This is a genomic window from Variovorax sp. Varisp46 (assembly GCF_059491885.1).
This window is the reverse complement of sequence record NZ_CP168515.1, coordinates 4,767,239-4,794,148: the sequence shown is the minus strand read 5'-3', so window position 1 is coordinate 4,794,148 and position 26,910 is coordinate 4,767,239. Positions and strand designations below refer to the sequence as shown.

At 69.2% G+C, this 26,910-nt stretch carries 27 protein-coding genes; 9 read left to right on the top strand and 18 right to left on the bottom strand.

What is annotated here, in order from left to right; all coding sequences use genetic code 11:
* Nucleotides 1-33 precede the first annotated feature (33 nt).
* Nucleotides 34-1,011: a Bug family tripartite tricarboxylate transporter substrate binding protein gene (locus ACEN9N_RS22720; RefSeq protein WP_495654573.1), complete on the bottom strand. Its 978-nt coding sequence runs from the start codon at nt 1,009-1,011 to the stop codon at nt 34-36.
* A 36-nt stretch (nt 1,012-1,047) separates the two neighbouring features.
* Entirely contained in the window at nt 1,048-2,742 is a 1,695-nt protein-coding gene (locus tag ACEN9N_RS22715; RefSeq protein WP_413315232.1) for an acyl-CoA dehydrogenase family protein, read from the bottom strand.
* Between the two features lie 92 nt (nt 2,743-2,834).
* Between ACEN9N_RS22715 and ACEN9N_RS22710 the strand changes: the two genes are divergently transcribed.
* Nucleotides 2,835-3,815 (top strand): LysR family transcriptional regulator, encoded by a 981-nt coding sequence (locus ACEN9N_RS22710; RefSeq protein ID WP_413315231.1) that lies wholly within the window; start codon nt 2,835-2,837, stop codon nt 3,813-3,815.
* Here the strand turns inward: ACEN9N_RS22710 and ACEN9N_RS22705 are convergent.
* The 4 genes from ACEN9N_RS22705 to ACEN9N_RS22690 all read right to left on the bottom strand — a co-directional run bounded on the left by ACEN9N_RS22705 (nt 3,812) and on the right by ACEN9N_RS22690 (nt 7,130).
* Nucleotides 3,812-4,846, bottom strand: a complete 1,035-nt coding sequence (locus ACEN9N_RS22705; protein ID WP_007838336.1) for a serine/threonine protein kinase — start codon at nt 4,844-4,846, stop codon at nt 3,812-3,814. The genes ACEN9N_RS22710 and ACEN9N_RS22705 overlap by 4 nt on opposite strands.
* Before the next feature lie 34 nt (nt 4,847-4,880).
* Nucleotides 4,881-5,996: a DUF2855 family protein gene (locus ACEN9N_RS22700; RefSeq protein WP_495654572.1), complete on the bottom strand. Its 1,116-nt coding sequence runs from the start codon at nt 5,994-5,996 to the stop codon at nt 4,881-4,883.
* Nucleotides 5,997-6,156: 160 nt separating this feature from the next.
* Nucleotides 6,157-6,582, bottom strand: a complete 426-nt coding sequence (locus tag ACEN9N_RS22695) for an organic hydroperoxide resistance protein (RefSeq protein ID WP_007838334.1) — start codon at nt 6,580-6,582, stop codon at nt 6,157-6,159.
* Nucleotides 6,583-6,674: 92 nt separating this feature from the next.
* The gene (locus tag ACEN9N_RS22690; RefSeq protein WP_413315229.1) at nt 6,675-7,130 is read right to left on the bottom strand and encodes a MarR family winged helix-turn-helix transcriptional regulator; all 456 of its coding nucleotides are present in this window, start codon (nt 7,128-7,130) and stop codon (nt 6,675-6,677) included.
* Between the two features lie 123 nt (nt 7,131-7,253).
* Here ACEN9N_RS22690 and ACEN9N_RS22685 point away from each other — a divergent pair, with 123 nt between their 5' ends.
* Complete coding sequence (locus ACEN9N_RS22685; protein ID WP_042674346.1) at nt 7,254-8,861, top strand: glycosyltransferase family 39 protein; 1,608 nt, start codon at nt 7,254-7,256, stop codon at nt 8,859-8,861.
* 21 nt (nt 8,862-8,882) lie between these two features.
* On the opposite strand, the gene ACEN9N_RS22680 is transcribed toward ACEN9N_RS22685, so the two are convergent.
* Together ACEN9N_RS22680 and ACEN9N_RS22675 are read right to left on the bottom strand one after the other, a co-directional pair.
* Nucleotides 8,883-9,710 (bottom strand): ABC transporter permease, encoded by an 828-nt coding sequence (locus tag ACEN9N_RS22680; protein ID WP_495654571.1) that lies wholly within the window; start codon nt 9,708-9,710, stop codon nt 8,883-8,885.
* A gap of 118 nt (nt 9,711-9,828) precedes the next feature.
* Entirely contained in the window at nt 9,829-10,776 is a 948-nt protein-coding gene (locus ACEN9N_RS22675) for an ATP-binding cassette domain-containing protein (RefSeq protein ID WP_007829692.1), read from the bottom strand.
* Between the two features lie 185 nt (nt 10,777-10,961).
* On the opposite strand from ACEN9N_RS22675, the gene ACEN9N_RS22670 reads away from it, so the two are divergent.
* The 3 genes from ACEN9N_RS22670 to ACEN9N_RS22660 are packed head-to-tail and all read left to right on the top strand — an operon-like array spanning nt 10,962 to nt 13,059.
* Nucleotides 10,962-11,804, top strand: coding sequence for a hypothetical protein (locus ACEN9N_RS22670; protein ID WP_413315224.1), 843 nt, complete (start codon nt 10,962-10,964; stop codon nt 11,802-11,804).
* Nucleotides 11,801-12,481 (top strand): hypothetical protein, encoded by a 681-nt coding sequence (locus ACEN9N_RS22665; protein ID WP_413315223.1) that lies wholly within the window; start codon nt 11,801-11,803, stop codon nt 12,479-12,481. Before ACEN9N_RS22670 ends, ACEN9N_RS22665 begins: the two co-directional genes overlap by 4 nt.
* A complete protein-coding gene (locus ACEN9N_RS22660) occupies nt 12,478-13,059 on the top strand; it encodes a hypothetical protein (protein ID WP_495654570.1) in 582 nt (193 codons plus the stop codon). Before ACEN9N_RS22665 ends, ACEN9N_RS22660 begins: the two co-directional genes overlap by 4 nt.
* A gap of 12 nt (nt 13,060-13,071) precedes the next feature.
* On the opposite strand, the gene ACEN9N_RS22655 is transcribed toward ACEN9N_RS22660, so the two are convergent.
* Entirely contained in the window at nt 13,072-13,962 is an 891-nt protein-coding gene (locus ACEN9N_RS22655; protein WP_413315222.1) for a LysR family transcriptional regulator, read from the bottom strand.
* 114 nt (nt 13,963-14,076) lie between these two features.
* Between ACEN9N_RS22655 and ACEN9N_RS22650 the strand changes: the two genes are divergently transcribed.
* Nucleotides 14,077-14,727 (top strand): glutathione S-transferase family protein, encoded by a 651-nt coding sequence (locus tag ACEN9N_RS22650; RefSeq protein ID WP_495654569.1) that lies wholly within the window; start codon nt 14,077-14,079, stop codon nt 14,725-14,727.
* Nucleotides 14,724-15,725 (top strand): flavin-nucleotide-binding protein, encoded by a 1,002-nt coding sequence (locus tag ACEN9N_RS22645; protein ID WP_495654568.1) that lies wholly within the window; start codon nt 14,724-14,726, stop codon nt 15,723-15,725. Before ACEN9N_RS22650 ends, ACEN9N_RS22645 begins: the two co-directional genes overlap by 4 nt.
* Here the strand turns inward: ACEN9N_RS22645 and ACEN9N_RS22640 are convergent.
* Nucleotides 15,683-16,867, bottom strand: coding sequence for a cytochrome P450 (locus ACEN9N_RS22640; RefSeq protein WP_413315626.1), 1,185 nt, complete (start codon nt 16,865-16,867; stop codon nt 15,683-15,685). The genes ACEN9N_RS22645 and ACEN9N_RS22640 overlap by 43 nt on opposite strands.
* An 82-nt stretch (nt 16,868-16,949) precedes the next feature.
* Between ACEN9N_RS22640 and ACEN9N_RS22635 the strand changes: the two genes are divergently transcribed.
* Nucleotides 16,950-17,642, top strand: coding sequence for an ArsR/SmtB family transcription factor (locus ACEN9N_RS22635; RefSeq protein WP_413315627.1), 693 nt, complete (start codon nt 16,950-16,952; stop codon nt 17,640-17,642).
* Nucleotides 17,643-17,654: 12 nt separating this feature from the next.
* Here ACEN9N_RS22635 and ACEN9N_RS22630 read toward each other — a convergent pair whose 3' ends face one another.
* The 8 genes from ACEN9N_RS22630 to ACEN9N_RS22595 all read right to left on the bottom strand — a co-directional run bounded on the left by ACEN9N_RS22630 (nt 17,655) and on the right by ACEN9N_RS22595 (nt 25,783).
* Complete coding sequence (locus ACEN9N_RS22630; RefSeq protein WP_007829680.1) at nt 17,655-18,662, bottom strand: Bug family tripartite tricarboxylate transporter substrate binding protein; 1,008 nt, start codon at nt 18,660-18,662, stop codon at nt 17,655-17,657.
* A 111-nt stretch (nt 18,663-18,773) separates the two neighbouring features.
* Nucleotides 18,774-19,784, bottom strand: coding sequence for a Bug family tripartite tricarboxylate transporter substrate binding protein (locus tag ACEN9N_RS22625; protein ID WP_495654567.1), 1,011 nt, complete (start codon nt 19,782-19,784; stop codon nt 18,774-18,776).
* A gap of 125 nt (nt 19,785-19,909) precedes the next feature.
* Nucleotides 19,910-21,427, bottom strand: a complete 1,518-nt coding sequence (locus ACEN9N_RS22620) for an AMP nucleosidase (RefSeq protein ID WP_042672838.1) — start codon at nt 21,425-21,427, stop codon at nt 19,910-19,912.
* 117 nt (nt 21,428-21,544) lie between these two features.
* The gene (locus tag ACEN9N_RS22615) at nt 21,545-22,093 is read right to left on the bottom strand and encodes a TIGR00725 family protein (RefSeq protein WP_495654566.1); all 549 of its coding nucleotides are present in this window, start codon (nt 22,091-22,093) and stop codon (nt 21,545-21,547) included.
* A complete protein-coding gene (locus tag ACEN9N_RS22610) occupies nt 22,044-22,865 on the bottom strand; it encodes an ABC transporter permease (protein ID WP_413315630.1) in 822 nt (273 codons plus the stop codon). Before ACEN9N_RS22610 ends, ACEN9N_RS22615 begins: the two co-directional genes overlap by 50 nt.
* Nucleotides 22,866-22,870: 5 nt before the next feature.
* Nucleotides 22,871-23,950: an extracellular solute-binding protein gene (locus ACEN9N_RS22605; RefSeq protein WP_413315631.1), complete on the bottom strand. Its 1,080-nt coding sequence runs from the start codon at nt 23,948-23,950 to the stop codon at nt 22,871-22,873.
* Nucleotides 23,951-23,972: 22 nt separating this feature from the next.
* On the bottom strand, nt 23,973-25,001 hold the full coding sequence (locus ACEN9N_RS22600) for an ABC transporter ATP-binding protein (protein WP_495654565.1): 1,029 nt from the start codon (nt 24,999-25,001) through the stop codon (nt 23,973-23,975).
* Nucleotides 24,998-25,783 (bottom strand): ABC transporter permease, encoded by a 786-nt coding sequence (locus ACEN9N_RS22595; protein WP_413315633.1) that lies wholly within the window; start codon nt 25,781-25,783, stop codon nt 24,998-25,000. The genes ACEN9N_RS22600 and ACEN9N_RS22595 overlap by 4 nt, the downstream gene beginning before the upstream one ends.
* Nucleotides 25,784-25,952: 169 nt before the next feature.
* Between ACEN9N_RS22595 and ACEN9N_RS22590 the strand changes: the two genes are divergently transcribed.
* Nucleotides 25,953-26,867, top strand: coding sequence for a LysR substrate-binding domain-containing protein (locus ACEN9N_RS22590; RefSeq protein WP_413315634.1), 915 nt, complete (start codon nt 25,953-25,955; stop codon nt 26,865-26,867).
* Nucleotides 26,868-26,910 lie beyond the last annotated feature (43 nt).

The following is a 26,910-nucleotide window of genomic DNA, read 5'->3' as shown; positions in this document are numbered from 1 at the left end:
ATCGGCGTGAGCGCGCCCCGAACGACAGCGGTATCAATCGAGCTGAGCCCCAGACTTCTTCACCACGTCCTTCCACTTGGCCGACTCGGCGCCAATGAACTGCCCGAGCTTCTGCGGTGACGTATCGGCGGGCACCTCGAGGCCCTGGGACGCGAACATCTGCTTCACCTTGGGCGAGTTGAGCACCTCGGCGAAGGCATGGTTGAGCTTGGTCACGCGGTCGGCGGGCGTGCCGGCCGGCGCGACGATGCCGAAGAACACGCTCACGTCGTAGCCCTTGTAGCCCTGCTCCGAAATCGTCGGCACGTCGGGCAGCGCCTGCGAACGCGCGACGGTGGCCACGCCCAGCGCGCGCAGCTTGCCGGCCTTGACGTAGGGCAGTGCGGTGAGGATGTCGGTGAAGGTCATGCTCACCTGGTTGCCCAGCAGGTCGTTGAGCGCGGGGCCCGTGCCCTTGTACGGAATGTGCTGCAGGTCGGTGCCCGCCACCGAGTTGAACAGCACGCCCGCGAGGTGCGACGACGCGCCGTTGCCCGACGAGGCATAGCTCAGCTTGCCGGGGTTGGCCTTGGTGTAGGCCACGAGCTCGGGCACGTTCTTCACCGGCAGCGCGGGGTTCACCACCAGGATGTTGGGCAGGTAGCCGACCTGGATCACCGGTGCGAAGCTTTTCACCGGGTCGTAGTTGATCTTGCGGTACAGGCTCGCGTTGATGGCCAGCGGGCCCGAGGTGCCGAACATCAGTGTGTGGCCGTCGGCCTCGGCGCGCGCCACGTACTCGGCGCCGATGTTGCCGCCCGCGCCCGCACGGTTCTCCACGATCATGGGCTGGCCGAGACGGTCCTTCATCCCGGCGGCGAGCGTGCGCGCCATCGCGTCGGTGGGGCCGCCAGGCGGGAAGGGGACGACCAGCATCAGCGGCTTGGTGGGAAAGGCATCGGCCGCGTGAACGACCGGCAGTGCCGTGATGAACGTGGCGCAGGCGGCCAGCAGGAAGGTGAGGCGTTTCAAGGGATGTCTCCGATTCTTGTGAATTGACAAAGAGGCTCAGGCGAGCGCTTTCGCAGGGCGCACCGCGGCGGCGTTCCAGTCCGCGGGCATGGCATCGGGCGAGAGCGGGTCGCGCGGCAGCACGCGGTGCAGCAGCACCAGCTGGGCCCAGCGCAGGCGCGCAGCGGAGCCGCCGTGCGCAGCCTCCCAGGCCATCGCGATGGCGCTGGTGCAGTGGTAGAGCGCCGAGGCGGCCTGGCGCGCGAGCACGTCGCCGCCTTCGCGCGCGGCGGTTTCGGCCAGCGCGGCGGCGCGCTCCAGCGCATCGCGCAGCGCCTTGGCGAAGCCGGGGGCGAGCGCCGCGTCGTCGAGCAGCTTCTCGCAGTGCGCGCGCAGCACCGGCAGCGAGCCTTCGCGCTTCACCGCGCGGATCACGTCGAGCGCCACGATGTTGCTCGTGCCCTCCCAGATCGAGCCCAGGTGGGCGTCGCGCACGAGGCGCGCGTCGCTCCACTCCTCGATGTAGCCGCAGCCGCCGCGCACTTCCATCGCGTCGCCCGTGACCTTGCGCGCATCGCGGCAGGCGCGGAACTTGATGAGCGGCGTGAGGATGCGCAGCAGCGCATAGGCGTCGGGCTCGCCGGCATCGGAGCGGGCCAGCGCCAGGGCGGTCTGGCACACCATCGTGCGTGCCTGCTCGGCGGGCAGGCGCAGCTTGTCGAGCTGGCGCTGCATCAGCGGCATCTGCTCGAGCGTGCGGCCGAAGGCGCGGCGTTCCGAGGCGATGAACTCGGCCTCGGCCACCGCGCGGCGCATCAGGCCGGCGGCCCGCACGCCGTTCGACAGGCGCGAGTTGTTGACCATGTCGGCCATCTGCACGAAGCCGCGGCCCGCTTCGCCCACGAGGTACGCGACCGCGCCTTCGAGGCGGATCTCGCCGCTGGCCATCGAGCGCGTGCCGAGCTTGTCCTTCAAACGGATGATGCGGTAGTGGTTGAGGCTGCCATCGTCGAGCCGGCGCGGCAGCAGGAACAGCGACACGCCCTTCATGCCCGCCGCGCCATCGTCGGCGCGTGCGAGCACCATCGCGAAGTCGGCGTCGGGGTTGGAGCAGAACCACTTGTCGCCGGTAAGGCGCCAGCTGCCATCGGCTTCGGCGTGCGCCATGGTGGCGGTGGCAGCGATGTCGGAGCCGGCGGCCTGCTCGGTCATGAACATCGCGCCCTGCGCGAGTTCGTCGAAGTCGAGCGAGGTCAGGCGTGGCAGGTACCTGGCGACCAGCGCGGGGCTGCCGAACTTCTTCAGCGTGCGCGTGAGCGAGTCGGTCATCGACACCGGGCAGCACAGGCCGAACTCGGCCTGCACGAACAGGTAGGTCAGCACGTATTTCACGAGCGGCGGCATCTTGCCCTTCCAGCCCAGCGTGTCGTCGCGGTGCGAGATGGCGGCCAGGCCGAACTCGGCGAGCGCGAGGCGCTCCATTTCCACGTACGCGGGGTGCTTGACGACCTTCTGCTCGTCGAGACCGGTGCGCGTGCGCTGCTTCAGCGTGGGCGGGTTGCGGTCGGCGGTGCCGGCCAGCTCGTCGAGCAGGCCGCCCGCGAGGCCGCCCAGGCGCTCGAAGTGCGGCCGCATATGTTGCCGCAGGTCGTCGGGCAGGTAGAGCGCGAGCAGGGCGTGCAGCTCGGCATCGGTGGTGAACAGGTTCTGGCCGTGGCGATCGGGAATCGGGTGGGCGTGCTCTGCGGACATGCGCTTTGTCTCCTTGGTTCGCCGCATTGTTGAAGCCGCAACGATCCGTGTCTAATATCAATTTGGTCTTGTTCGATTCGATCTGACTATCCATGGAACTGCGGCACCTGCGCTACTTCTCCGTGCTCGCCGAAGAGCTGCACTTCGGGCGCGCGGCGCGGCGCCTGTCGATCTCGCAGCCGCCGCTGTCGGTGGCGATCCGGCAGCTGGAGGACAACGTGGGCGCGCGGCTGTTCGAACGCAACAGCAAGGAAGTGCGGCTCACGCCTGCCGGCGAGGCGCTGCGCATCTCGGCGCGGCGCGTGCTGTTGCAGGCGGAAGAGGCCGCCATCGAGGCGCGCGATGTGGCGCTGGGCTCGGCGGGTCGGCTGCGCATCGGCTTTGTCGGCGCGATGCTGTACCGGGGCTTGCCGCAGGCACTGCGTGCCTTTCAGGCGAAGCACCCGGCGGTGCGCATCACGCTGAGCGAACTCAACTCCGGCGTGCAGATCGCCGAGCTGCTGAACGACCGGCTCGACCTCGGCTTTGCCCACACGCGCCGCGTGCCCCTCGAACTGCAGCACCGGCTGCTGCTGTCCGAGCCCTTCGTTGCCTGCCTGCCGGCCGGGCATGCGCTCGCCCGCAAGCGCGTGCTGGCGCCGGCCGACCTGCGAGAACAGCCCTTCGTGCTGTTCTCGCGCGAGGCCTCGCCCGACTACCACGAGCGCATCCTGTCGATCTGCGCCGACGCGGGCTTCCTGCCCGAGGTGCGGCACGAGGTGCGCCACTGGCTGGCCGTGGTCTCGCTGGTGTCGCAGGGCATGGGCGTGGCGCTGGTGCCGCAGGCGATGCGGCATTCGGCCTTGCGCGGCGCGGTGTTCAGGCCGCTCGACCGGGTGGTGGCGCAGTCGGAGGCCTATGGCATCTGGCGCGCGGGGCCGAGCAACGTGCTGGTCGAGCGTCTGCTGCAGGGCGTGGCCGACGTCCAACCGGCCGCCGCCGGGCCGCCCCAAGGCGGCCGGGCCTCCCCCACGGGGGGTGGCGAATTACACGCAGCGAAGCGAAGTGAAAAGCCGGGGGGCCGGCATCCCTAGGCGTAGAGCGGCTCTTCCGCCATCTGCTCGCACTGGTCTTCCAGCACGAGGATCTGCCCCTTCCAGTAGTCGCTGGAGCCGAACCACGGAAAGTTGATCGGAAAGATCGGGTCTTCCCAGCGCCGTGCCAGCCACGCGCTGTAGTGAATGAGCCGCAGCGTGCGCAGCGGCTCGATCAGCGCCAGCTCGCGCCGGTCGAATTCGCGGAACTGCTCGTAGCCGTCGAGCAGGCCCGACAGCTGGGAGGTGCGCTGTGCGCGGTCGCCCGACAGCAGCATCCACAGGTCCTGCACCGCGAAGCCGGTGCGCGCGTCGTCGAGGTCGACGAAGTGCGGGCCGCCGCCAGGGCGGTCGGTGGGCGTCCAAAGGATGTTGCCGGGGTGCACGTCGCCGTGCAGGCGCAGCTTGCGGGGCTTGAAATCGGAGGCCGGCGGCTGCAGTGCGAGAGCGGTTGCGCGGACCATGTCCAGCGCCGCGTTGCAGGCCGTTTCCCAGTCGCGCTGCACGTCGAGCGGGATCTTGTCGTTCTCGAGCAGCCAGTCGCGCGAATCGAGGCCGAAGGTCTGCAGGTCCAGCGCGGGGCGGGCCTCGAAAGGCTTGGCGCTGCCCACGGTGTGGATGCGCGCGAGGAAGCGGCCGACCCATTCGAGTACTTCGAAGTCGTCGAGCTCGGGCGCGCGGCCGCCGCGGTAGGGGCTCACGCTGAACCCGAAGCCGGCGTGGTTGTGCAGGGTGCGGCCGTCGAATGCCAGCGGCGCCACCGCGGGCACTTCCGCCGCGGCCAGTTCGAGCGAGAAGCCGTGCTCCTCGAGGATCTCGGCCTCGCTCCAGCGGCCGGGGCGGTAGAACTTGACCACCACCGCCGAGCGATCCTCCAGGTAGACCTGGTAGACCCGGTTTTCATAGGAGTTCAGGCCGGTGAGCCGGCCGTCGCCGTGCAGGCCGAGGGTCGCGAGCGCGTCGAGCACCACGTCGGGCGTGAGGCTCTCGTAGGGATGGGTGTTGGCGGGCGCTGCGGGAGAAGGGGTCATGCAGCGATTGTCGCCACACGGGCCCCGGGGGGCGTTACAGCCCGCCCGGTTGCTTGTAAAGCGAAAGGATATGCCCGGTGCGCGGGTCGCCCTTGCCGGCCAGCACCTGCGCGTAGGCGGCCTGCACGGCTTCGCCGCCGTGGTGGTGCTCGGCGTGCAGCCAGGGGTTGTTGACGTCGGTCACCGTGGCGAGGACGTTGCGCCAGGCCGCCACCATGCGCCGGCCGAATTCGTCCGTGCCCCATTCGGCGGTGCGCTTCTTGATCTGCGCCGGTGCGAAGAACAGTGTGGCGCGCGGGCCCGACAGGGCCTTGCCCGCGCCCTTGGAGGCGAGTTGCTCCACGTGCGTGCCGCCGATCGAACAGCTGTACTTCAGATTCGTGAAGCGCTCGTGGATGGCGTTGCGCAGCCCGCCGTTGCCGGCGAAGTCGACGTACACGCAAGGCGTGTCCGCCGCGATGCCGTCGAGCGCGTCGTAGGTCACCACGCGGTGATAGCAGCCCAGGCTTTCGCAGAAAGCGACGTTGGCTGGCGAGGTCAGGCCGATCACCTCGATGCCCTTGCGCTGGTGCAGCTGAAAGGCCGTGCCGAAGGCCGTCTTGCTCGATGCGCTCGACAGCAGCATGGTGCTCGCGCCGAAGAAGTCGTTGTCGGCCATGAAGTCGTCGATGAGCCACGAGGTGATGAACAGCGGGCGCAGCAGCGCCTGCAGGTCTTCGGTTTCGGTGGTGTAGAGCGGGTCGGCGTTGCAGCGGAAGTACTGGTTGTAGACCGCGGGCAGCTCGGCGCGGTGCGCGGCGGCGTCGGTGAAGCGCGCGACCGACAGCCGGTCGGGGCTCAGCACCGCGCTCGAGGCCATCGGCCAGTAGCCGTAGAGCCGCTCGCCCACCGCCACGCCGGGGTGCAGCGACTGCACCACGCTCGCAAAGCCCCACACCGGAATGCTGCCCCAGCCTTCTTCCTCGGACGGAAAGAACTGCCAGTAGCTCATCGCCTCGCCGAAGGCGGCGTAGGTGATGTTGTTGGAAGTGAGCGCAAAGCTGTCGATGCGCACGCGCACCTGGCCGTCGGCGAGCGGCTCGTCGCTGGCGGTGTGCAGGCGCGTGGTGGCGAGCTGGTCTTTGCGGATGAGAAGGCTGGTGGTGCTCATGAGCGAGGCTCCGGGCGGTTGGTATGCGGCTACGTTAGCCAGCCTCGATGAAAGGCGCCACCGCGCGGCGCGTTTGCGCGTCACCCGTGAGACATCGGCGGGCATGAAAAAAGCGACCCGGCTTGTGGCCAGGTCGCTTCTTCGCGTGTGCAGCAAGCGGTCAGGCGATCGTCAATTCGACGTCGATGTTGCCGCGCGTTGCGTTCGAATACGGGCACACCTGGTGAGCGGCGTCGACCAGCTTCTGCTTGGCGTCGGTGTCCAGGCCGGGCAGCGTGATCGCCAGCTTCACGGCGATGCCGTAGGCGGCGCCGCCGTTGGTCGGGCCGAGCGAAACGCTGGAGTCGATGGCGACGTCCTCGGGCACCTTCACGCCGATCTTCGGGCCCACGGCCTTCATCGCGCCGATGAAGCAGGCGGCGTAGCCGACCGCGAACAGCTGCTCGGGGTTGGTGCCGGGCTTGCCGGAACCGGGCGAGCTCAGCTTGACGTCGATGGCGCCGTCGCTGGACTTGCCTGCGCCGTCACGGCCGCCGACCGTGTGGGCTTCTGCGGTGTAGAGCACTTTGTCGAGCTTGGTGGTCATGGTGATTCCTTTGGTGATGATGGAGGAGGGTGGTGAAAAGCTTCGTTCTTTCCCGAGGGGGCGATCGAAGCGGGAGAAAAAGTTGCGCTGCGTCAGGCCGCTTTCCTGATGCGGTCGCGCAGGGCCTGGATCTGCTGGGTGAGCGAAATCAGCTCGGGCACCGAGCACTGGGCCGCCGCCATCAGGCACTCGGGCACGCCGGCCGCGCGGCCCTTGAGCTTGCGGCCGGCGGATGTCAGCGTGATGTGCACGCGGCGCTCGTCGGCCACGTCGCGCACGCGGGCCACATAGCCGTTGGCCTCGAGGCGCTTGAGCAGCGGCGTGAGCGTGCCGGAGTCCAGAGACAGGCGATCCCCGAGCGCGGAGACCGTGGGGCCGTCCTGCTCCCACAGGGCGAGCATCACGAGGTACTGGGGGTAGGTGAGCTGCAGCTTTTCCAGCACCGGCTTGTAGAGCCGCGTCATGGCCAGCGAAGCGGAATACACGGCGAAACACAGCTGGTTGTCCAGCTTGAGCATTTCGTCGGCGGGGGCTGGGGTGGAGCGCATGGGCGAATTGTAGCGAGCAATTGAATTGTGTGCAATGTAAAGACAAGGTAAACGGCGTGCCACACTTAAGGCTTTGGTTTCGCTCCCGCTTTCCGTTCCGCCCAGCACCCCGCCCGATTCCGTATGCGCCCCTCTCCGATTCCTTCGGCAGGAACCATTCCGGCCCGCGCTGTTCCGTCTCCCGCCGCGCATCGCGACATCCTGTGGGCCCTGGGTGCAATGCTGCTGCTGTGGACCCTCTCGATCGCCGGGTTCTACCCGACCCCGCCCTGGGACAACGTCGAGGAGCTGTTCTGGGGCGGCAGCTTCGAATGGAGCTACTACAAGCATCCGCCGCTGCCGAGCTGGCTGATGGGCGTGCTGATCCACTTGGGCGGACGCCAGCCCTGGCTGACCTATGCCGCCGGCGTCGGCTGCGGGGTGGGCGCGCTCTACCTCGTCTGGCGCTGGTCGACCGCGCTGGTCCATCCGGCCCGCGCGGCTCTGGCCGTTCTGCTCGGCTCGCTGGTGACCTACCACGTGCAGCGCGCGGTCGTCTACAACCACAACACCGTGCAGCTGCTGCCGCTGGCCGGCTACTGGTGGATGCTGTGGCGCGTGCTGCATGCGCCGTCGTCGTCAAGGCTGCGGGACTGGGCCTGGCTCGGTGTCTTTGCGGCGCTGTCGATGCTCACCAAGTACAGCGCGGTGGTGCAGTTCGCGGTCGGCGCGGCCTTCATCGTGAGGCAGGGCCAGTGGCGCGACGCGCAGGTGCGGCGCGGGCTGCTGCTGGCGGGCGGCGTGGCGTTGCTGCTAATGGCGCCGCACCTGTGGTGGGTGCTGGAGCACTCCGCGCGGACGATCGCCTACGCGCGCCATTCCGTCCAACCGGCGGGTGGGCACGGGTACGGCCTGCGCCATCTGGTGCACGTGTTCGTGGTGCAGGTGGCCCGGCTGTCGCCGATGCTGCTGCTGGCCGGCTGGGCCTGGTTCACACGCGCCTCCGTGGCGCCGCCGCCGCTGTCCTCGGCCGCCACGCCGGGACTGAGTGCGTTCGACCGGCGCTTTCTGGCCTGGGCCACGCTCGGGCCCGCGTGCCTGGTGTTTCCCGCGGCCATCCTGCTGAAGATCCCGCTGGCTGCGTCCTGGCTCACCACCTTCTTCCTGCCGGCGGCGCTGTGGGCGGTGGCCGTGCTGCCCGGCCTCGAGGCGGAGCGCTGGAGCCGCCGCCGGTGGCGCGGCGTCGTGGCCACCGTGGTGGTGCTGCATGTGGCCGGCGCGCTCGGCCAGGGGTGGGTCGACGGTGTGCTGAGCAGGCGGCTCGGCTACATCACGCGCGCCAACCTGCCGGCCGGGGCAGTCGCCGATGCCTTGCGCGCCATCTGGCACGACCGCGCCGGCGACCGGCCGTTCAGGCTGCTCGTCGGCGACACCTGGTTCGCGGGCGCGGTGGCGCTGAAGATGGACCCGTCGATGCAGCTGCTGATCGACGGCGACGAGCGCAACTCCCCCTGGCTGGCCCCCGGCGCGCTGGAGCGTGAAGGCGGCATGGTGCTGATCCTCGACACGCAGGAGTTCCGCTCCGAGGGCGCCTTGCTCGAACCCCGGCTCGCGCAGGCTGATTGCCGCGGCACGCTGGACATTCCCTGGGCCGGCACCGACGAGCGCAACAGCTTGCGCGTGCGCTGGGGCATCGTGCTGCCGCACGGCGAGCATGGGGCGAAGAACTGCGGGGCGCACGCGCGTCAATGACGCCGACGCCGCCGGGGCCCGTCAGCCCCTGAACCGCTTGCGCGTCAACGCCAGCGCGATCCAGAAGGCGACGACCGCATAGACGGCCAGCACCGCCGCGTGCACCCACCAGCCGGTCGGCCACTGGTCCATGAAGAGGGGCCGCACCAGCGCCACCGCGTTGGTCAGCGGCAGCCACGCCGCCACGGCCCTCACCGCCGAGGGCAATTGCTCCAGCGGAAAGAACACGCCGCTCAGGAACATCATCGGCGTCATGAACAGCGTGAAGTAGTACGTGAAGAAGTCGTAGCCCTTCGCCAGCGCATTGAAGATCAGCGCGATCGACGAGAAGGTGATGCCGGCGCCGACCAGCACCATCCACGCGACGACGAGTTTCGGGCTGTGGCTGATGCCCAGCCCGAGCATCACGAACAGGATCGCCGTGACCGTGAAGATCGACTTGAACGCGGCCCACAGCATCTCGGCCAGCACGATGTCGTCGAGACCGACCGGCGCGTTCATGATGCCGTCCCAGGTCTTCTGCACATGCATGCGCGAGAACGCCGAGTACAGGGCCTCGAAGCTCGCCGCGTTCATCGCGCTCATGCAGATCGAGCCGCTCGCCAGGAACAGGATGTACGGCACCTTCATGCCGTCGACCGACACCTGCCCCACCAGCGCGCCCATGCCGTAGCCGAAGGCGACGAGCCAGATGAGCGGCTCGGCGATGTTGCCGATCAGGCTCGGAATGGCGAGCTTGCGCCACACCAGCAGGTTGCGCAGGAACACGGGCCACCAGCGCAGCGAGAGTTCGGGCGCGCGCCACACGGAAGGCGCAGGCGGCGACGCAGCGGTCGCAATGTTGTTCATGATTTCCTCTCCATTTCAGGAATACCGCGGAACCGGCTTTGCCGGGCCGCTGGTATTGCCCCCGGCGAGGGGGTAGGAGGCCACACGAAGTGGGCAAGCCTGGGGGTGTGCCGCATTCTTAGCCGTCCTCCCGGATCTGCCTGCCGGTAAGCTTGAGGAACAGGTCCTCCAGGTTCGCGGGCCGATGAAAAGTGCGCAGGCCGCTGTGTCGCGTCAGCGCATCGAGCAGCCGCCGCGCGTCCTGCGTGTAGAAGAAAACGGTCTCCCCGCTGACCTCCACGCGTGCTGCCATCGCCTTCAGTTCGGGTGAGTCGGCCAGCGACAGCGCGCCGTTGCCGTACACCTCGACCACGTCGGGTTCCAGGTGCTCGGCGATCAGGTCGCGCGGCCGGCCTTCGGCGATCTTGCGGCCGTGGTCGAGCACCAGCAGGCGCGAGCACAAACGCTCGGCCTCGTCCATGAAATGCGTGGTCAGCAAGATCGACTTGCCCTGCTGCAGCAAGACCTGCAGCCGCTCCCACATGAGGTGCCGCGCCTGCGGATCGAGCCCGGTGGTCGGCTCGTCGAGCAGCAGCAGCCTGGGATCGTTGACCAGCGCGCGCGCCAGCGACAGCCGCCGCCGCATGCCGCCCGACAGTTCGCCCGGCTTCGCATCGGCCTTGTGCGACAGCGCCGCGAACTCCAGCAGCTGCGGCACGCGAGCGCGCACCTGCGCCTTGCCGAAGCCGAAATAGCGGCCGTACACCACGAGGTTCTCGGCGCAGCTGAAATCCGGGTCGAGCGTGTCGAACTGCGTCACCACGCCGAGCTGCGCCTTGATGGCCAGCGCGTCGCGCGGCATCTGCAGCCCCAGCGCGGAGATGTCGCCGCCGTCCGGCGCGGTGAGGCCCAGGCACATGCGGATGGTGGTGGTCTTGCCCGCGCCGTTCGGGCCGATCACGCCCAGGCACTCGCCGGGCGCGATCTCGAACGAGAGGTCGTCGACGACGGTGGTGCCGCCGTAGCGCTTGTGCAGATGGCTGGCGTGGAAGAGCGGAGACTGAATGGAGGATTGTGTGGGTGGCACGCGGCCATTCTGACGCAGCCGTGCCGCGGGCGCCCCATCGCTTCAATCGATGGACAACCGCGCGTGTTCGGGGCCACTACATGGCGGGCGCGTCCGGCGGACCCTCGATAACCCGGGTCGAACCGCACGCCGGCGGCGGCACAATCGACGCCAAGAATGGCGTTTGTGCGGTGGGAGGCCCAAAGATGCTGCGTTTCTGGCTGGCGCTGCCGGTGCTGATGCTGTTCGGCGCCTGCGCACCTTTTCATCGGCCGCTGGCGGTTGCGGACCGCGACAAGGTTCAGGAAGTCGACGTGCGCGTCGTCGTTGCGCAGGAGAGCTTCATGTTCTCCGCGCAGCCCCCCGGCGTGAGCGCGGCCACGGGCGGCGGGCTGATCGGCGCGCTGATCGATTCGTCGGTGCAGCAATCGCGCCAGAAGGACATGAGCGCCGAGGTGCAGGCCATCGTCGGACCGCTGCTCGACTACGACTACCGCGTGGAGGCGGGCAAGGCCCTCGGCACGCTGCTGGCCGAGCCGAGTTCGTTCCCGCTGAAGATCCGCTCGTCGCAGGTGCTCGCGGCCATGCCGGCGAAGGTCGAGCATGAGGCCCGCATCGCCGCCACGAAGGCAGGTCCCGCCTACATGGTGCTGCTGCTGCAGTACGCGCTGGAGCCCGGCCTGGGCGCCTTCACCACGCGAACCTCGGCCCTGCTGTGGCAGGACGGCCGCAGCGAGCCGAGCTACCGCGCCGCCGCCATCTTCCAGACACCCATCGGCGGCACGGCGCGCGCCGCCGTGCTGCGGCGGCTGACGGCGAACGACGGGCAGGTGCTGCGCGGCGTGATGCGCGAGTCGATGGCGCAGACCCTGCATGCGGTGGCGCTGGACATTGCCGGCGCCCGCTCCGGCGGCGTGAAGACCGCGCGCTTCAACGTCAACGGCTCGTGGGTGACGCTGGCCGGCCAGGGCTTCGACGAGCAGCCGGGCCGCGTGCTGTTCCGCGACCAGGACGGCGCCATGTATTCGGTCAGGAGCGCCGCGCCATGAGGCTGTGCCAAGAACAACTCGCCGCTGCTGCATTCGCCGCGCTCTGCGCCCTGCCCACCCTCTCGCACGCCCTCACCGAGAGCGAGCCGCTCTCCATGGTCTTCGAGCCGGCGCCCGAACCGGCCGAGCGGCCCAACGGCGTACCGGCCGCACCGCTGCGGCTCGCGCGCGACTGCACGCTGTACCTGTCCGCGATCGAGGACACGCGCAGCAACAAGGTCAACGCCGGCAACCTCACGGTGATGATGCCGACGGTGCACGCCACGCCCCGGTCGGTGCAGTCGCTGCGCAGCGGCGACGCGACGGCGTGGACGCGCGGGGCGCTGCAGTCGCTGGGCCGCTATGGACTCCAGGCGGTGCCGGGGGCGCCGCCCGCAGGCGACAGTGGCGCCAGGCAGGCTGTGGCCGACGTTGCGCTGCGCCTCGCCCATGCGTGGTCGGTGAACCTGAACCTGGTTTCGCATGTCGTGCTCAAGGTGAGCTACCGCCTGCCCGGTGGCGGGACCGCCGCGCGCCAGTACCACGGCATGGGCACGCGCACCAACTGGACCAGCGCCAACGGCGAGTTCATGTCGGTGCTGAACCTCGGCCTTGAAGAAGCGGTGCGCGGCATGGCGATCGACGCCGCCTCGCTCTGCGACGGCAGGCCGCTGCCCGAGCCGGTGGGTGCGCCATGAAGCGCGCGCTGAAGCTGCACCTGACGTGCGGCGTTTTGCAGGAATCGCAAATGGCGGCCTTCGTCGTGGTGTGCGAGCAAGTCGGGCTCAAGCCGATGCTGATCGACCTCGCCCACGGCGAGCAGAAGCAGCAGCCCATCGCCACCGGCTGGCTTCGCGGCACGCTCGAGGAAGCGAAGGCCGAGGCCATGGCCTTGGGGCAATGGCTGGCGCGCGCGGGCATGGCGGTGCGGCGCGTGAAGATCGAGGCGTCGGTCCAGGGCTGGGAGCGGCTGAGCCAGCCCGACCAGTATTTCGAGTGGCGCGGCAAGCTGCTGCTGCACAACGCATCCGCGCTGCAGCACCTGTGCGAGACGCACGGTGCGCGGCTGTCGCGCAACAGCCTCATGGGCGAGACCGGCATGCGCTTCGTCACGCTGCGCAGCCGCGAGCCGCTGGCCGGGTTCAAGGCCCGGGTGGCGGCGCTGGCTGGCCAGCTGGAACGCGAAGGCTGGCTGCCGCTGAAGCAGGACAGCGAGATCTGCCTGCACGACAGCCGCGAATCGCTCGACGACGGCTGGCCGGGCAGCGCCGCTTGACGCCGCCCGGGCTCAGAGCCTGAGGCCGCTGAACTCCATCTTCATCCACTCGATGAACGCCCGCGTGCGCGCGGGCAGCAGCCGCGCGTTGGGATAGATCACGCTCACCGGCCGCGGCGGCGGCTCGAAGTCTTCGAGCACCAGCTTCAACCGGCCCTGCACCACGTGCGGCATCACCTGGTACGAGAAGAAGGTGCCGAAGCCCATGCCCGCCGCGCACGACTCGATGGCCGGGGCCAGGTGGTTGAACTCCAGGCGGTTGTTCGGCGTCACGCTGATCGTCTTGCCGCCGTCGCGGAACAGCCACTGCGCCGGTGCGTCGATGCGGCCGCGCACGCAGGGCGCACCGGCCAGGTCGCGCGGATGCCGTGGCGTGCCGTGCTGCGCGAGGTACGCAGGGCTCGCGGCCACCACGCGGCGGATGGTGCCGAGCGTCTGCGCCACCAGCGACGAATCTTCCAGCGGGCTGATGCGGATGCCCACGTCGATGCCCTCCTCGAGCAGGTTCACGGTGCGGTCGTACAGGCGCACGCTACAGCGCACCTTTTCGTGGCGCTGCATGAAGCGCACGATGGCGGGCGCCACGTACATGTGGCCGAAGAGCACCGGCGCGGTGATCGTGAGCTGGCCCGCCGGCTCGCGCGCCTCGGCCTTCAGCGCGAGGTCGGCGGCGTCGGCCGCGAGCAGCACTTCGCGCGCGCTCGGCAGGTAGTGGCGGCCTTCCTCGGTGAGCGACAGCCGGCGCGTGGTGCGGTGGAACAGTCGCACGCCCAGGTGCGCCTCCAGCGCGGCGAGCGAGCGCACCACTGCCGGCAGTGAGCTGCCGAGCGCCTCGGCGGCGCGAGTCAGGCTGCCCTGGTCGGCAATCTGAACGAAGGTCTGCATGGCCTTGAAACGATCCATGGCGCGATTAAACCGGAAAACGCAGCAGTCAAATACCGAATTGGCTATTCATTCATCTGATGCAAGAGAGAACAATCCAGGCAACGCCCCGCCATCCTCAAACAAGGAGTTTCCATGACCACCGCCCGCCCCGCCCAGCCCATCAAGCTCTACGGTTCCGCCATCTCGGGCCACGTGCATCGCGTGCGCCTGTTCCTCGCGATGCTCGGCCTCCCATTCGAGAACATCGAGATCGACATGCGCAGGCGCGAGAACCGCACGCCCGAATTCCTGGCGCGCAACCCCTTCGGCCAGGTGCCGGTGATCGAGGACGGCGAACTCGCGCTGGCCGATTCCAACGCCATCCTCGTTTACCTCAACGAACGCTATGCGCCGGACCCCGCGCGCTGGATGCCGCGCGATCCCGTCGGTGCTGCGCGCGTGCAGCGCTGGTTCTCGGTGGCGGCCGGCCCGCTGGCCTACGGTCCGGCGGCGGCGCGGGTCATTGCGCTGTTCGGCCGCGACACCGACCCGGCGGAGATCGTCGCGCGTTCGCATGCGCTGCTCTCGGTAATGGAAATGCATTTGCAGCAGCAGCCCTTCCTCGCCGGCCACGACGCAACGCTCGCCGATATCGCGAACTACGCCTACGTGGCGCATGCACCCGAAGGCAGCGTGTCGATCGACGCCTATCCGAACCTGCGCGGCTGGCTCGAACGCGTGGAAGCCCTGCCGGGGTTCGTGCCGATGGTGCGCACGCCCATCGGGCTCGGGGCGGTTGCATGATCGCCGCGCCGTTCCATGCGGGCGAGCGCGCGATGCAGGCCCTGGCAGGCTCGCGCGAGCAGATGGAGGTGGCGGGCCCGCGCGTCATTCGCGACTACATGCCCGACCAGCACCGCGAATTCTTCGGGCTGCTGCCGTTCCTCGTGGTCGGCAGTCTCGATGCGGAACTACAGCCGTGGGCCAGCGTGCTCGCGGCGTCCGCCGGCTTTGTGCATTCACCCGATGCCACGCACCTGCGCGTCGATGCGCTGCCGGCGGCGGGCGATCCGCTCGCCGGGCAGCTGAAGCAGGGCGCCACGCTGGGCCTGCTCGGCATGCAGCCGCACACGCGGCGGCGCAACCGCATGAACGGCACGGTCGGGGCGCTCGATGGTTCGGGCTTCATGGTCGCGGTGCAGCAGAGCTTCGGCAATTGCCCGCGCTACATCCAGGCGCGCGAGCCGGTGTTCGCATCGCCGCGCAGCGATGCGGCGCCGCAGGTGCAGTGGCTCGACGAACTCGACCTGGCGGCGCATCGCCTGATCGGCAGCGCCGATACGCTGTTCATCGCCACCGCCTATCCGAACGAAGCGGCGGCGGGCGATGAGGCCGATGCGAGTTCGCACGGCGTCGACGTGTCGCACCGCGGCGGCCGTCCGGGCTTCGTGCGCATCGACAACGACCACGAAGGCGACGTGCTCACCGTGCCGGATTTCAACGGCAACCGCTTCTTCAACACGCTCGGCAACCTGGCGGCGCATCCGCGCGCGGGGCTGCTGTTCGTCGACTTCGACAGCGGCGACCTGCTGCACGTGGCGGTCACGGCAGAGATCGTGTGGGACGGTCCCGAAGTGGCCGCGTTCGAAGGTGCGGAGCGGCTGATGCGCTTTCGGGTCACGCACGCCCTGCGTCGTCCGGCGGCGTTGCCGCTGCGCTGGGGTGATGCACAACTGTCGCCCCACCTGGCGGGCACGGGTCAGTGGAACACGGGGATGCGCCCATTGACCGACGGCCGATAGCTCCAGCCGCGCACGCGCTGCGCATCGAGGTCGGCTGCATGGCGCGGCAGCAGGGCACCGAGGCTGGCCGCCGCCAGCGTGCAGGCCAGCGCCTGCCCCGGACACGCGTGCATGCCGTGGCCGAAGCCGAGCATGCGGCGGCGGGCGCGCACGGGCATGAAGCGATCGGGGTCGGGGTTGAGTGCCGGGTCGCGGTTGGCCGAGGCCAGCAGCACCAGCACCGCATCGCCGGCCGCCAGCGGGGTGCCGGCGATCTCGACGGCCTCGGCGGCAAAGCGCCGCGTGTTCTGCACCGACGGGTCGTGGCGCGCGGTCTCCTCGACGATGGCTTGCAGGCCGTCGCGCGTGCGGGTCGACGCACTCGGCAGGGAAGGCTCGCGCATCATCGCGATCAGGCTGTTGCCGACCAGGCCCGCCGTGGCGTCGCAGGTCTGCGAGAGCAGGCCCGCGAGGTTCGCGAGCAGAGAGCGCGACACGCGCGCATCGCCCGCGCTCTCGGCAAGCACAGCCGCGAGCAACGTGCCGTGCCGCGGCGGCGCGACCGCTGCCAGCATTTCAAAGCGCGCCATCAGTTCGCCCGCTGCGGCGCTCGCACGCTCCAGCTGCTCGGGCGTGGACAACGGCGACAGGCAGGCCACGAAGTCGCGCAGCCACCGGTCCACCTGCGCCAGCGCATCGTCGGCAAAACCCAGCAGGTGCGCGACGGCCTGCACGGGCATCGAGAACAGCGTGTCGGACAGCGGCTGCTGCCCGGGCACGCGCTGCGCCACCCGCAAGGCGGCTGCATGCACGGCGTTCAGGTCGAGGCCGGCCAGAGCGCGTTGCAGCCCGGGCCGATGCGCCTGGTGCGCCGCGCCGTCGTTCATGCGCACCAGATGTCCGAACACTTCGCCGGCCGCGCTGCCCGCGATGGCGCGCGGCACCGGCTCGGCGGCCGGCCGCACGCGCAGCGCGCCATGCGCGAGCAGTACCTGCTCGATGACATCCGCGCGGCTTGCGACCCAGAGGCGCAGTTTCTCGTTCCACGCGAGCGGCGGGCCGTCGCGCAGGGTGGCGTAGCAGGGATAGGGGTCGGCATGCGTGGCGGCTGCGACCGGGTCGGCGGGCATGTCGATGTCGACGGGGCGGTTGCTTTCGTTCATGGCCGCAGTGTGCGATCGAAGCCGCCATCACACTTCGCCCGCGAACGAAGTGTCGGATGCAGCGCCGTTCTACGATGCGCGCATGGACTCCATTTCCTCCTCCGCCGATTTCCAGCTGGCCCGCCTGGCCGGCGCCATCGCCGAACCGGCGCGCGCCCGCATGCTGAGCTGCCTGATGGACGGCCATGCACGCACCGCCACCGAGCTGGCCACCGTCGCCGAGGTGGCCGCGTCGACCGCCAGCGCGCACCTCGCGCGCCTGAAGGACGAGCGGCTGGTCGAGCTGCTGGTGCAGGGCAAGCACCGCTACTTCCGCCTCGCCAGCGACGACGTCGCCGCCGCGCTCGAAAGCCTGATGGTGGTGGCCGGCACGCCGCGCACGCCCGGGTTCGAGCCGAGCACGCCGAGCCGCCTGCGCAGTGCGCGCACCTGCTACGACCACATGGCGGGCACGGCGGGCGTTGCGCTGCACGACCGGCTGCATGCCCAGGGCTGGCTCAGCGGCCTGCAAAGCGGCTCGTACGAGCTCACGCCCGAAGGCGCGATCGCGCTGGAGAGCCTGGGTGTCGAGGTCGATGCAGTGCGCCGCTCGCGCCGGCGCTTTGCCTGCGCCTGCCTGGACTGGAGTGAACGCCGGCCGCACCTGGGCGGCGCATTGGGTGCCGCATGGCTGCAGCTGTCGCTGCGCCGGGGATGGGTACGGCAGGAGCTGGACGGGCGGGCGCTCACGCTCACGCCGAAGGCGCAGCGCGAGATGCCGGAGCTTTTTTCTTGAAGCGCCGGGCGATCAGGCTTTGAGCTTGAGCAGGTAGATCAGCGGGCCGGCCATCGCCGTGTCGAGTTCGAGGAAGCTCTCGAAGTCCTTGCCCGCCATCCAGTACGCGTCCCAATTGCTGCGCTTGATGGTCTTCTGCCAGAGTTCGGCCATGGTGGCGCGGCGCACGGCTTCGAGCAGCACCGCGCGGCGCTCGGCCGGCACCTTCTTGCCGGTGAGCACGCCGCGCCAGTTGGCGAGGTCGGCGTCCACGCCCTGTTCGCGCACTGCCGGAATGCCCATGAACGAGCGCTTGGCCGATACGCCGATGGCGCGCAGCTTGCCGCTGGCCAGGCCTTCGCTGAATTCGCTGTAGCCCGAGATGCCGGCGGCCGCCTTGCCGCTTTCCAGCGCCTCGACCACCTGCGCACCGCCGGGGTACGGCTGGTAGACCAGCGCGGCCGCATTGCCGGCCACGCGCGCCAGCATGCCGGCGTACATGTGGTCCACGCCGCCGGCCGAGCCACCGGCGATGACCGTCTTGGCGGCATCGGCGCGCAGCTGCGCGATCAGGTCCTTCGGCGTCCTGATGGGCGAGTCGGCCTTCACCGCCACCACCTCGTAGTCGCTGGTGAGCCGCGCCACCGGCGCGAGCTGCGCCATGGTGACGGCGGGCTTCTGCAGCGCGACCGCGCCGACCATGACCATGCCGCTCATCAGCAGGGTGTCGGGGTCGGCATCGTATTTCTCTACGTACTTCGCCAGGCCGATGGTGCCGCCCTTGCCGCCGATGTTCTCGTAGGCGACATCGCCCACCGCACCCGACGCCACCATCGCGGCACCAAGCGCGCGGCCGGTCTGGTCCCAGCCGCCGCCTTCGTTGGCGGGAATCACGATGCGCAGCTTGGGGATCAGCTGCGGTTCGGCCGCGCCAGCCAACCGGGGCCAGAACGCTTCCGGCACCACGCCCGCGACGACGGCCGATGCCAACCATGCAGCGAGGCTGCGGCGAGAAAAGCCTGCTGGCACGGGATGCGGCATTTTGTTTCCAGTTGTCTATAAAGGTAACCGGATGATGTCCGAAAAACGAGCAGCCTCCTCGGGTTTTACATCTAGGGAAAACCCTTGGAGTTGAGTGGCGGCCGTTGCCCCTCAGGCTTTCAGCTTGAGCAGATAGATCAGCGGACCGGCCATCGCCGTGTCGAGTTCGAGGAAGTTCTCGAAGTCCTTGCCCTCCATCCAGAAGGGGTCCCAGTTGTTCTGCTTGATGGTTTTCTGCCACAGGTCGGTGGCGGTGGCGCGCCGCACCACCGTCAGCAGTGCCGCCTTGCGGTAGGGCGGTACCTTGCGGCCGGTGAGCACGCCACGCCAGTTGGCGAGATCGGCATCGACGCCCTGTTCGCGCACCGACGCAATGCCCTGGAACGGCCGCTTCGACGACACGCCGATGGCGCGCAGCTTGCCGCTGGCCAGGCCTTCGCTGAACTCGCTGTAGCCCGAGATGCCCGCCGCGGCCTTGCCGCTTTCCAGCGCCTCGACCACTTCGGCGCCGCCGGGATGCGCCTGATAGACCAGCGTCTGCGAGGCGTCGGCCACGCGCGCCAGCATGCCGGCGTACATGTGGTCCACGCCGCCGGCCGAGCCGCCCGCGATGACGGTGTTGGCCGCATCGGCGCGCAGCTGCGCGATCAGGTCCTTGGGCGTCCTGATGGGCGAGTCGGCCTTCACCGCCACCACCTCGTAGTCGCTGGTAAGGCGGGCGATGGGTGCCACGTGGGCCATGGTGACGGCGGGCTTCTGCAGCGCGACCGCGCCGACCATGACCATGCCGCTCATCAGGATCGTGTCGGGGTCGGCATCGTATTTCTCGGCGTACTTCGCCAGGCCGATGGTGCCGCCCTTGCCGCCGACGTTCTCGTACACCACGCTGCCGACCGCGCCGGAGGCCAGCATCGCGGCACCGAGCGCGCGACCGGTCTGGTCCCAGCCGCCGCCTTCGTTGGCGGGAATCACGATGCGCAGCTTGCTGCTCACGGGCGCGTCGGCGGCGTGCGCGGCGCGCGGCCAGAGGGCGGCATGCCCTCCGCCGGCTGCTGCGGCCGAGGCCGCGATCCATGCCGAGAAGCTGCGGCGGGAGAGGGGAACGGAAGGCGACTGGGGCATCTTTTTTCCGGTTGTCTGTAGGGCCAGCCAGATGATGTCCGCGAAACGCGGCAATCCCGCGCCGCGGCGGGCAGGACAAACCCTGAGGCCCGCGCTCTCCCAGGGCCCTGCTGGAGCCCTTCTTCTTACTGGAATGCCACCTCGTCGAAGCTGCGCAGCTTGCGGCTGTGCAGCCGTGTCGAGCCTTCCGCGCGCAGGATGTCGATGGCGCGCATGCCGATGCGCAGGTGCTGCTCCACGCGCTCGCGGTAGAAGTGGTTGGCCATGCCGGGCAGCTTGATCTCGCCGTGCAGCGGCTTGTCGCTCACGCACAGCAGGGTGCCGTAGGGCACACGGAAGCGGAAGCCGTTGGCCGCGATGGTTGCGCTTTCCATGTCGAGCGCCACCGCGCGGCTCTGGCTGAAGCGGCGCTGCGGCTGGTTGCCGGGCAGCAGCTCCCAGTTGCGGTTGTCGGTGCTGGCCACGGTGCCGGTGCGCATGATCTTCTTGAGGTCGGGGCCTTCGTAGCGCGTGATGTCGGCCACGGCTTTTTCCAGCGCGAGCTGGATTTCCGACAGCGCCGGAATCGGCACCCACAGCGGCAGCTCCTCGTCGAGCACGTGGTCCTCGCGCACGTAGGCGTGGGCCAGCACGTAGTCGCCAAGCTGCTGCGTGTTGCGCAGGCCGGCGCAGTGGCCCAGCATCATCCAGGCATGCGGGCGCAGCACCGCGATGTGGTCGGTGATGGTCTTGGCATTGGCCGGGCCGACGCCGATGTTGACCATGGTGGTGCCGCTGCAGTCCTCGCGCACCAGGTGGTAGGCCGGCATCTGCGGCAGCCGCGGCGGCGCGGTGCCCTGGCTGCCGTCGAGCAGGTGGCCGTAGGTGCTGCTCGAACCGGCCGGCAGCCCGCGCCGGCGCGTGACCACGTTGCCGGGCTCGATGAAGGCGACGTACTCGCTGTTCTCGTCGGCCATCGCCTCGTGGCCCAGGCGCACGAACTCGTCGATGTAGAACTGGTAGTTGGTGAACAGCACGAAGTTCTGGAACCACTCGGGCGCGGTGCCCGTGTAGTGGCGCAGGCGGTGCAGCGAGTAGTCCACCCGCGCGGCCGTGAACAGCGACAGCGGCTGCGCTTCGCCATCGCGCGCCTCGTAGGTGCCGTTGGCGATGCCGTCGTCCATCACGCCCAGGTCGGGCAGGTCGAACACGTCGCGCATCAGGGCACGGCGCTCGGCGCTCATGGTGCCTTCGATGTGGTCGTTCTCGGCAAAGGAGAAGTGGATCGGAATGGGCTGCGTGCTGGTGCCCACCTCGAGCTCGACCTGGTGGTTCTCCAGCAGCAGGCGGAACTGGTCGAGGTAGTAGCGCGAGAACAGGTCCGGCCGCGTCAGCGTGGTCTCGTAGCGGCCGGGTCCGGCGACGAAGCCGTAGCTCAGCCCGGCGTTGGCAGGCGGCGTGTGGCGCGAGACGGTGTGGGTGTGCACCCGCACGAAGGGGTAGCAGGCCCGCACCCGGCCCGGCAGCGCCTCGCCGGCAACGAAGCGCAGCATCGATTCGCGCAGGTGGGCCAGGCCGCCCTGGTAGATGGTCTTGACCTGTTCGAGTGCGGCGGCAGCGTCGGTGAAGCGGGCGGGGGCGACGAAGGTGGGCATGTAGGGCATGCCTGTCATTGTGCAATGCCTGCGGTGTTTGCCTTGGGGCCGCGTTGGGGCGCGTTGTTCAGGGCGCGCTCACGCCGACGGGGTGCCTTGCTCCGCGAATGTCCCCTGCACGGCCTCTCAAGCCAGCAGGCAGCCCAGCACCTTGCCCAGCATGTCGTTCACATCCGCAGCCTGCACCGCGCCCGGCAGCTCGATATCGCCGTGCATCACGAACACCGGCTTGTCCCACTTGAGCCCCATCGCCATCTCCGACAGCGTGCCCATGTTGCCGCCGATGGCGACCAGGCACACGCCGCTGCGCGCGACGATGCCGTTGCGCATCTCGCCCATACCGGTCGGGATCGCCACGCTGAGCCATTCGTTGGCATTGCGGTCGTCGTCCTCGGGCAGGATGCCCACGGCGATGCCGCCGGCTTCCACCGCACCGCGCGAGGCTGCGGCCATCACGCCGCCGCGCCCGCCGCAGACCACTGCCATGCCTGCGCCGGCCAGCGCGTGCGCCACGGCATAGGCCGCCTCGCACTCTGCCGGGCCGCCGTCGCCGGGACCGATGATGGCCACCGGCTGGCGGTGGCGCGCCGGCCCCCACTGCTTCTGCGCCAGGCGCGTCAGCGCCTCAGTGACCGGCGCCGACAGCACCGCGCTCGCGCCTTCGCGTAAAGACATCGCCCACTCCCATCACGATCACACACACCACCATCAGCACCAGCGACAAGGCCGCCGCCACCGCGAAATCGGAACCGCCGTCGCCCACCTGAGCGAGCAGCATCAGCGGCAGGATGTTGAGCTGCGTGCCCACCAGCGCCAGCGCCGTGCCGTAGGTGCCCATCGCTATCGCGGCCACCATGCAGGCGTTCGACAACACCGAGGGCAGCACCTCGGGCACCACCGTGTCCCGGAAGGCGCGCGAGCGCGAAGCGCCCAGCGTGCGCGCCGCCTGCGCCGGGCGCAGGTCGAGGTTCGCGAACACCGGGTACAGCGACAGCGCCACGCGCGGAATCAGGTAGTAGGCGTATGCAAAGCCCAGGCCCGACACGCTGTAGATCCAGCTGCCGATGGCCGCCGGGTCTGCGCCCAGGCCCGCGAGCAGCTGCGTCACGAAGCCGGCGCGACCGAAGGCCAGGATGAAGCCGTAGGCGATCACCAGCCCCGAGAAAGCCAGCGGCAGGCCCAGCAGCGTCATCATCCATTGGCGCCGGCCCTCGGGCTGGCGAGCGAGTTCGATCGCGATGCAAGTGCCCACCAGCGCCGACATGAGACCCGCCGCGAGCCCGAGCGCCAGCGTGTTGCGCAGCGCGCCGAAGAACAGCGGGTTGCCGAACAGCCGGCCGAAGGCGCTGCCGCCCTCGCCGAAGGCCTCGGGCAGCAGCGCCGCGAGCGGCACCGCGAAGAACAGCGCCATGAAGGCCCATGCGGGCCAGGCGCCAAAGCGTCGCATGCTGATTACTTCCCCAATGCAGCCTGGGCCCAGAGCTTGTCGACCTCGGCCTTGCGCTCCGACGCCTTCACCACGTCGAGCGGGCGGATCTGCGGCGCGGCCGGCATCTTGGCCGCGACATCGGCCGACAGCGGCGTACCCGGCACGGCGGGCCGCACGAAGCCCTGCGCGAACAGCGACTGGCCGGCCTCGCTCATGATGAAGTTGAGCCACAGCTTGCCGGCGTTCGGGTTCGGGCCGTTCTTCACGAGGCTGATGGCGTAGGGCGCGGCCACGCTGGCTTCCTTCGGGATCACGACTTCCACCGCATCGCCCATGCCGTCGACGTGCTTGGCCTTCAGGCCGTCGTTCTCGTAGCTGATCCACACGGGGATCTCGCCCTTCAGGAACTTGGCATACGGCGTGGTGCCTTCCACGCGCAGCACGTTGCCGGCCGCATGCAGCTTGCCGAGGTAGTCGGTGCCCGGCTGCACGTTGTCGACGCTGCCGCCGTTGGCATACGCCGCCGCGAAGGTCAGCACCTGGCCGATGCCGGTGGAGCGCGGGTCGAGGTAGACCACCGTGCTCTTGAACTCGGGCTTGAGCAGGTCGGCCCAGCCGGTGGGCACGGTCTTCACCAGTTTCTTGTTGACCAGGAAGGCGATGTTGAGCGTGTGGATGGTGAACCAGCGGCCCTCGGCCTCGCGGAACACGGGCGGCAGCTTGTCGAAGTTGACGGGCTTGAAGGGCGCGACCACGTCCTTCTTCGCGGCATCGACGGCCGAGGCCGCGAAGTAATAGGCGGTGTCGGCCTGCGGGCGGCGCTTGGTCTTTTCGAGTGCGACCACAGTGGCGGCGGAGCCGATGTCGTTGTAGGTCAGCTCGATCTCGGGGTAGCGCTTCTTGAAGTCGCGGAACAGCGATTTCCAGTTGGCCCACTCGGGGCCGGTGTCGAAGGAGACGCACAGGCCTTCCTTCTGCGCCTCGGCGTACAGCGCCTTCTCGCCCGCGTAGAGCTCGGGGCCGTCGAAGGCGAATGCGGTGCGTGCCGCGAGAGAGGCCAGCGGCAGTGCGCCGGCGGCCTGGATCAGATGTCTGCGTTGCATGGTGGCTCCTTGAAGGAAAAGGTCAGTGGTCGAGTAAACGGAGGTGTTCGGGCGCGACGGCAATGGCTTCGTTGGCCGGCGCGGGCGACTCGGCGAGGAAGGGCTTGGGCGCCCCCTGCACTTCGAAGTCGTAGCGCGTGAGCGCGCCCAGGTAGCGCTGTGCGCCGGTGCGGCCCGCGAGGCGGTTCATGGCGTTGGGCGCCGGGTCGGGCTGGATGTGCTCGGGGCGCACCAGCACATGCACCGGGGTGCCGAAGGAGCGGCTGCCCGTCTCGGCGAAGAGCTCGGCAAAGCCCAGGTCCAGCCGGCCCGGCGAGGCCACCTTCGCGGGCAGGATCGTCGAGAGCCCCACGAACTCGGCCACCGCGCGGCTCGCGGGGTTCTCGTAGATATCGCGTGGCGTGGCGATCTGCAGCAGCCGGCCGTCTTGCAGCATGGCCACGCGGTCGGCCATCACCAGCGCTTCTTCCTGGTCGTGCGTGACGAGCAGCGTGGTGGCGTTGAAGCGCTGCTGGATCGAGCGGATCTGGTCGCGCAGGTGGCCGCGCACGCTGGCGTCGAGCGCCGACAGCGGCTCGTCGAGCAGCAGCGCACGCGGGTCGATGGCCAGCGCGCGGGCAAGGGCCACGCGCTGCTGCTGCCCACCCGAGAGCTGCGCCACGGCGCGCTGCGAGAACTCGCCCAGCCCCACGATGTCGAGCAACTCCTGCGCGCGCTTGCGCCGCTCGGCCGTTGCCACCTTGCGCAGCTTGAGCCCGTAGGCCACGTTGTCGAGCACGCTCAAATGCGGAAACAGCGCATAGCTCTGGAACACCATGCCGATGTGGCGCTGGTGCACCGGCGTGCGCGACATGTCTTCGCCGCCAAGCATGATGCGACCGGCGTGGCCCGTCTCCAGGCCCGCCACCAGCTTGAGCAGCGTCGACTTGCCCGACCCGCTGGGCCCGATCACCGCGACCAGTTCGCCGGTACGCACGTCGAGCGACACGTCGTGCAGGCCGTGCGTGCTGCCGGGGTAGTTGTAGCTGACGTTGTTGAACAAGAGGCTCATGCGCGCTGCTTTACAAGGGAAGAAGAAAGAAGCGCCGACGCGCTGGCCAGCACAAGAAGGATCACTGTGGCCGCGCAGGCAAAGCCCGTTGCGCCGTAGAAGGCCTGCAGCAGCACGACTGGGTAGGTGCGGTTCTGGAAACTCGTGAGCAGGTTCGACACGCCGAACTCGCCCACCGATATCGCGGCCACCATCACCAGCCCGCTGATCAGGCTCTGGCGCAGGCTCGGCAGCACGATGCCGGTGAACTGCTGCCAGCCCGAGGCGCCGAGCGTGGCCGCGGCCTGCTCGAGCCGTCCCAGGTCGAGGTGGCGCAGGTCGGTCAGCAGCGTGTTGGTGAGATAGGGCAGCGTGAGGATCGCGTGCGCCGCGATCAGCAGCGGCATCGAGCCCAACCAGGGCGCGAGGTCGGTGTTGAACACGATCATGTAGCCGAAGGCCAGCGTGATGGCCGGCACCGCCACCGGCGTGGCGCTCACGATCCGCGCCGCCAGGCTGCCGCCGCGCCGCGCGCCGTGGTACAGCGCATAGGCCAGCGGAAGCGCCAGCACGGTGTTGATGGCGCAGGCCGCCATGGCGACCACGAGGCTGCTCACGAAGGCCTTGCGGAAGGAGGTGTCGAGCCAGAGGTCGAGATACCACTGCCCGGTGATGCCCGTGGGCAGCAGCGTGTTGGTCCAGTTGCCGCCCACGCTGCCGACGAGCAGCAGGGCGATGGGCAGCAGCAGGTACAGGCCGTAGATGAGCGAGATGCCGCGAACCAAGGTTGTCTCCAGTGTCATTGGCACCCGGCATACTTTCCGGATGCGCTACTGTCTGCGCCGGCCATGCCGCCGCGATGCTTCGAATTCTAGGAAGCGCATGCGAACTTATGGGTGAAAGTTGGATGACGACACTTGAGCAATCGGAAAGCGTTTTTCATTCAGCTTTCATCAACCGGAGCCATGCAGCATGAAGCGTGACTGCCCCACCATCCAGGAGCTGCTGGCCTTCGACGCCGTGGCGCGCCACGAGAGCATCACGCTCGCGGCCGGCGCCCTGTGCATCACCGTGAGCGCGGTCAGCAAGCAGATTGCGGGGCTCGAAGCTTTCCTCGGCCGCGAACTGCTGCAGAAGAACGGACGCGGCGTGCAGCTGACCCCCCAGGGGCGCGTGTACTGGCAGAAGATTTCGGGTGGGCTGCGAGCGATTGAAACGGCGACCTTCGAGGCGCGCTCGGGCGATGCGGGCGCCGGACTTCTCACGCTGGCGAGCGTGCCCACCTTCCTCACCAAGTGGCTGATTCCGCGCCTGCCCGCCTTCAGCCAGAAGAGCCGCCACGTGATGCTGAGCTTCAGCCGCCACCTGGAGCCGAGCGACGGCATTCCGGCCGGCGTGGACGCCGCGATCCGCTACGGCCCCGACGGCTGGCCCGGCGTGGTGTCCGAATACATCGCGGGGCGCGAGTTCGTGCTGATCGTGGCGCGCTTGCTGGTCGAAGGGCGGCACCGCATCGCGCAGCCCGCCGACATCCTCGGCCACACGCTGCTGCACCACGAGGGCGCGCCGACCGCGTGGCGCCAGTGGGCCGCGCAACACGGCGTGCCGGAGGTGCAGACCGTGGCCGGCCCGCGCTTCGCGCAGTACTCCGCGTTGATCCAGGCAGCGCTCAACGGCCTGGGCATCGGCCTCGTGCCCAGGCTGCTGGTGCAGGAAGAACTGGCGGAAGGCTCGCTGCTGAGTCCCTGCGGCACGCCGGTGAGCGTGAACCAGGGGCACTATCTCTGCTATCGGCCGGACCGGCTCGACCTGCCGGCGTTCGTGGCGTTCCGCGAATGGCTGCTGCAAGAGGGAGCGGCCTCGCGCGGCGTGGAGGCCGAAGCATGAAACGGCCGTGTTGAGTAACCTCGTGGTCCGAACAGACAACGAA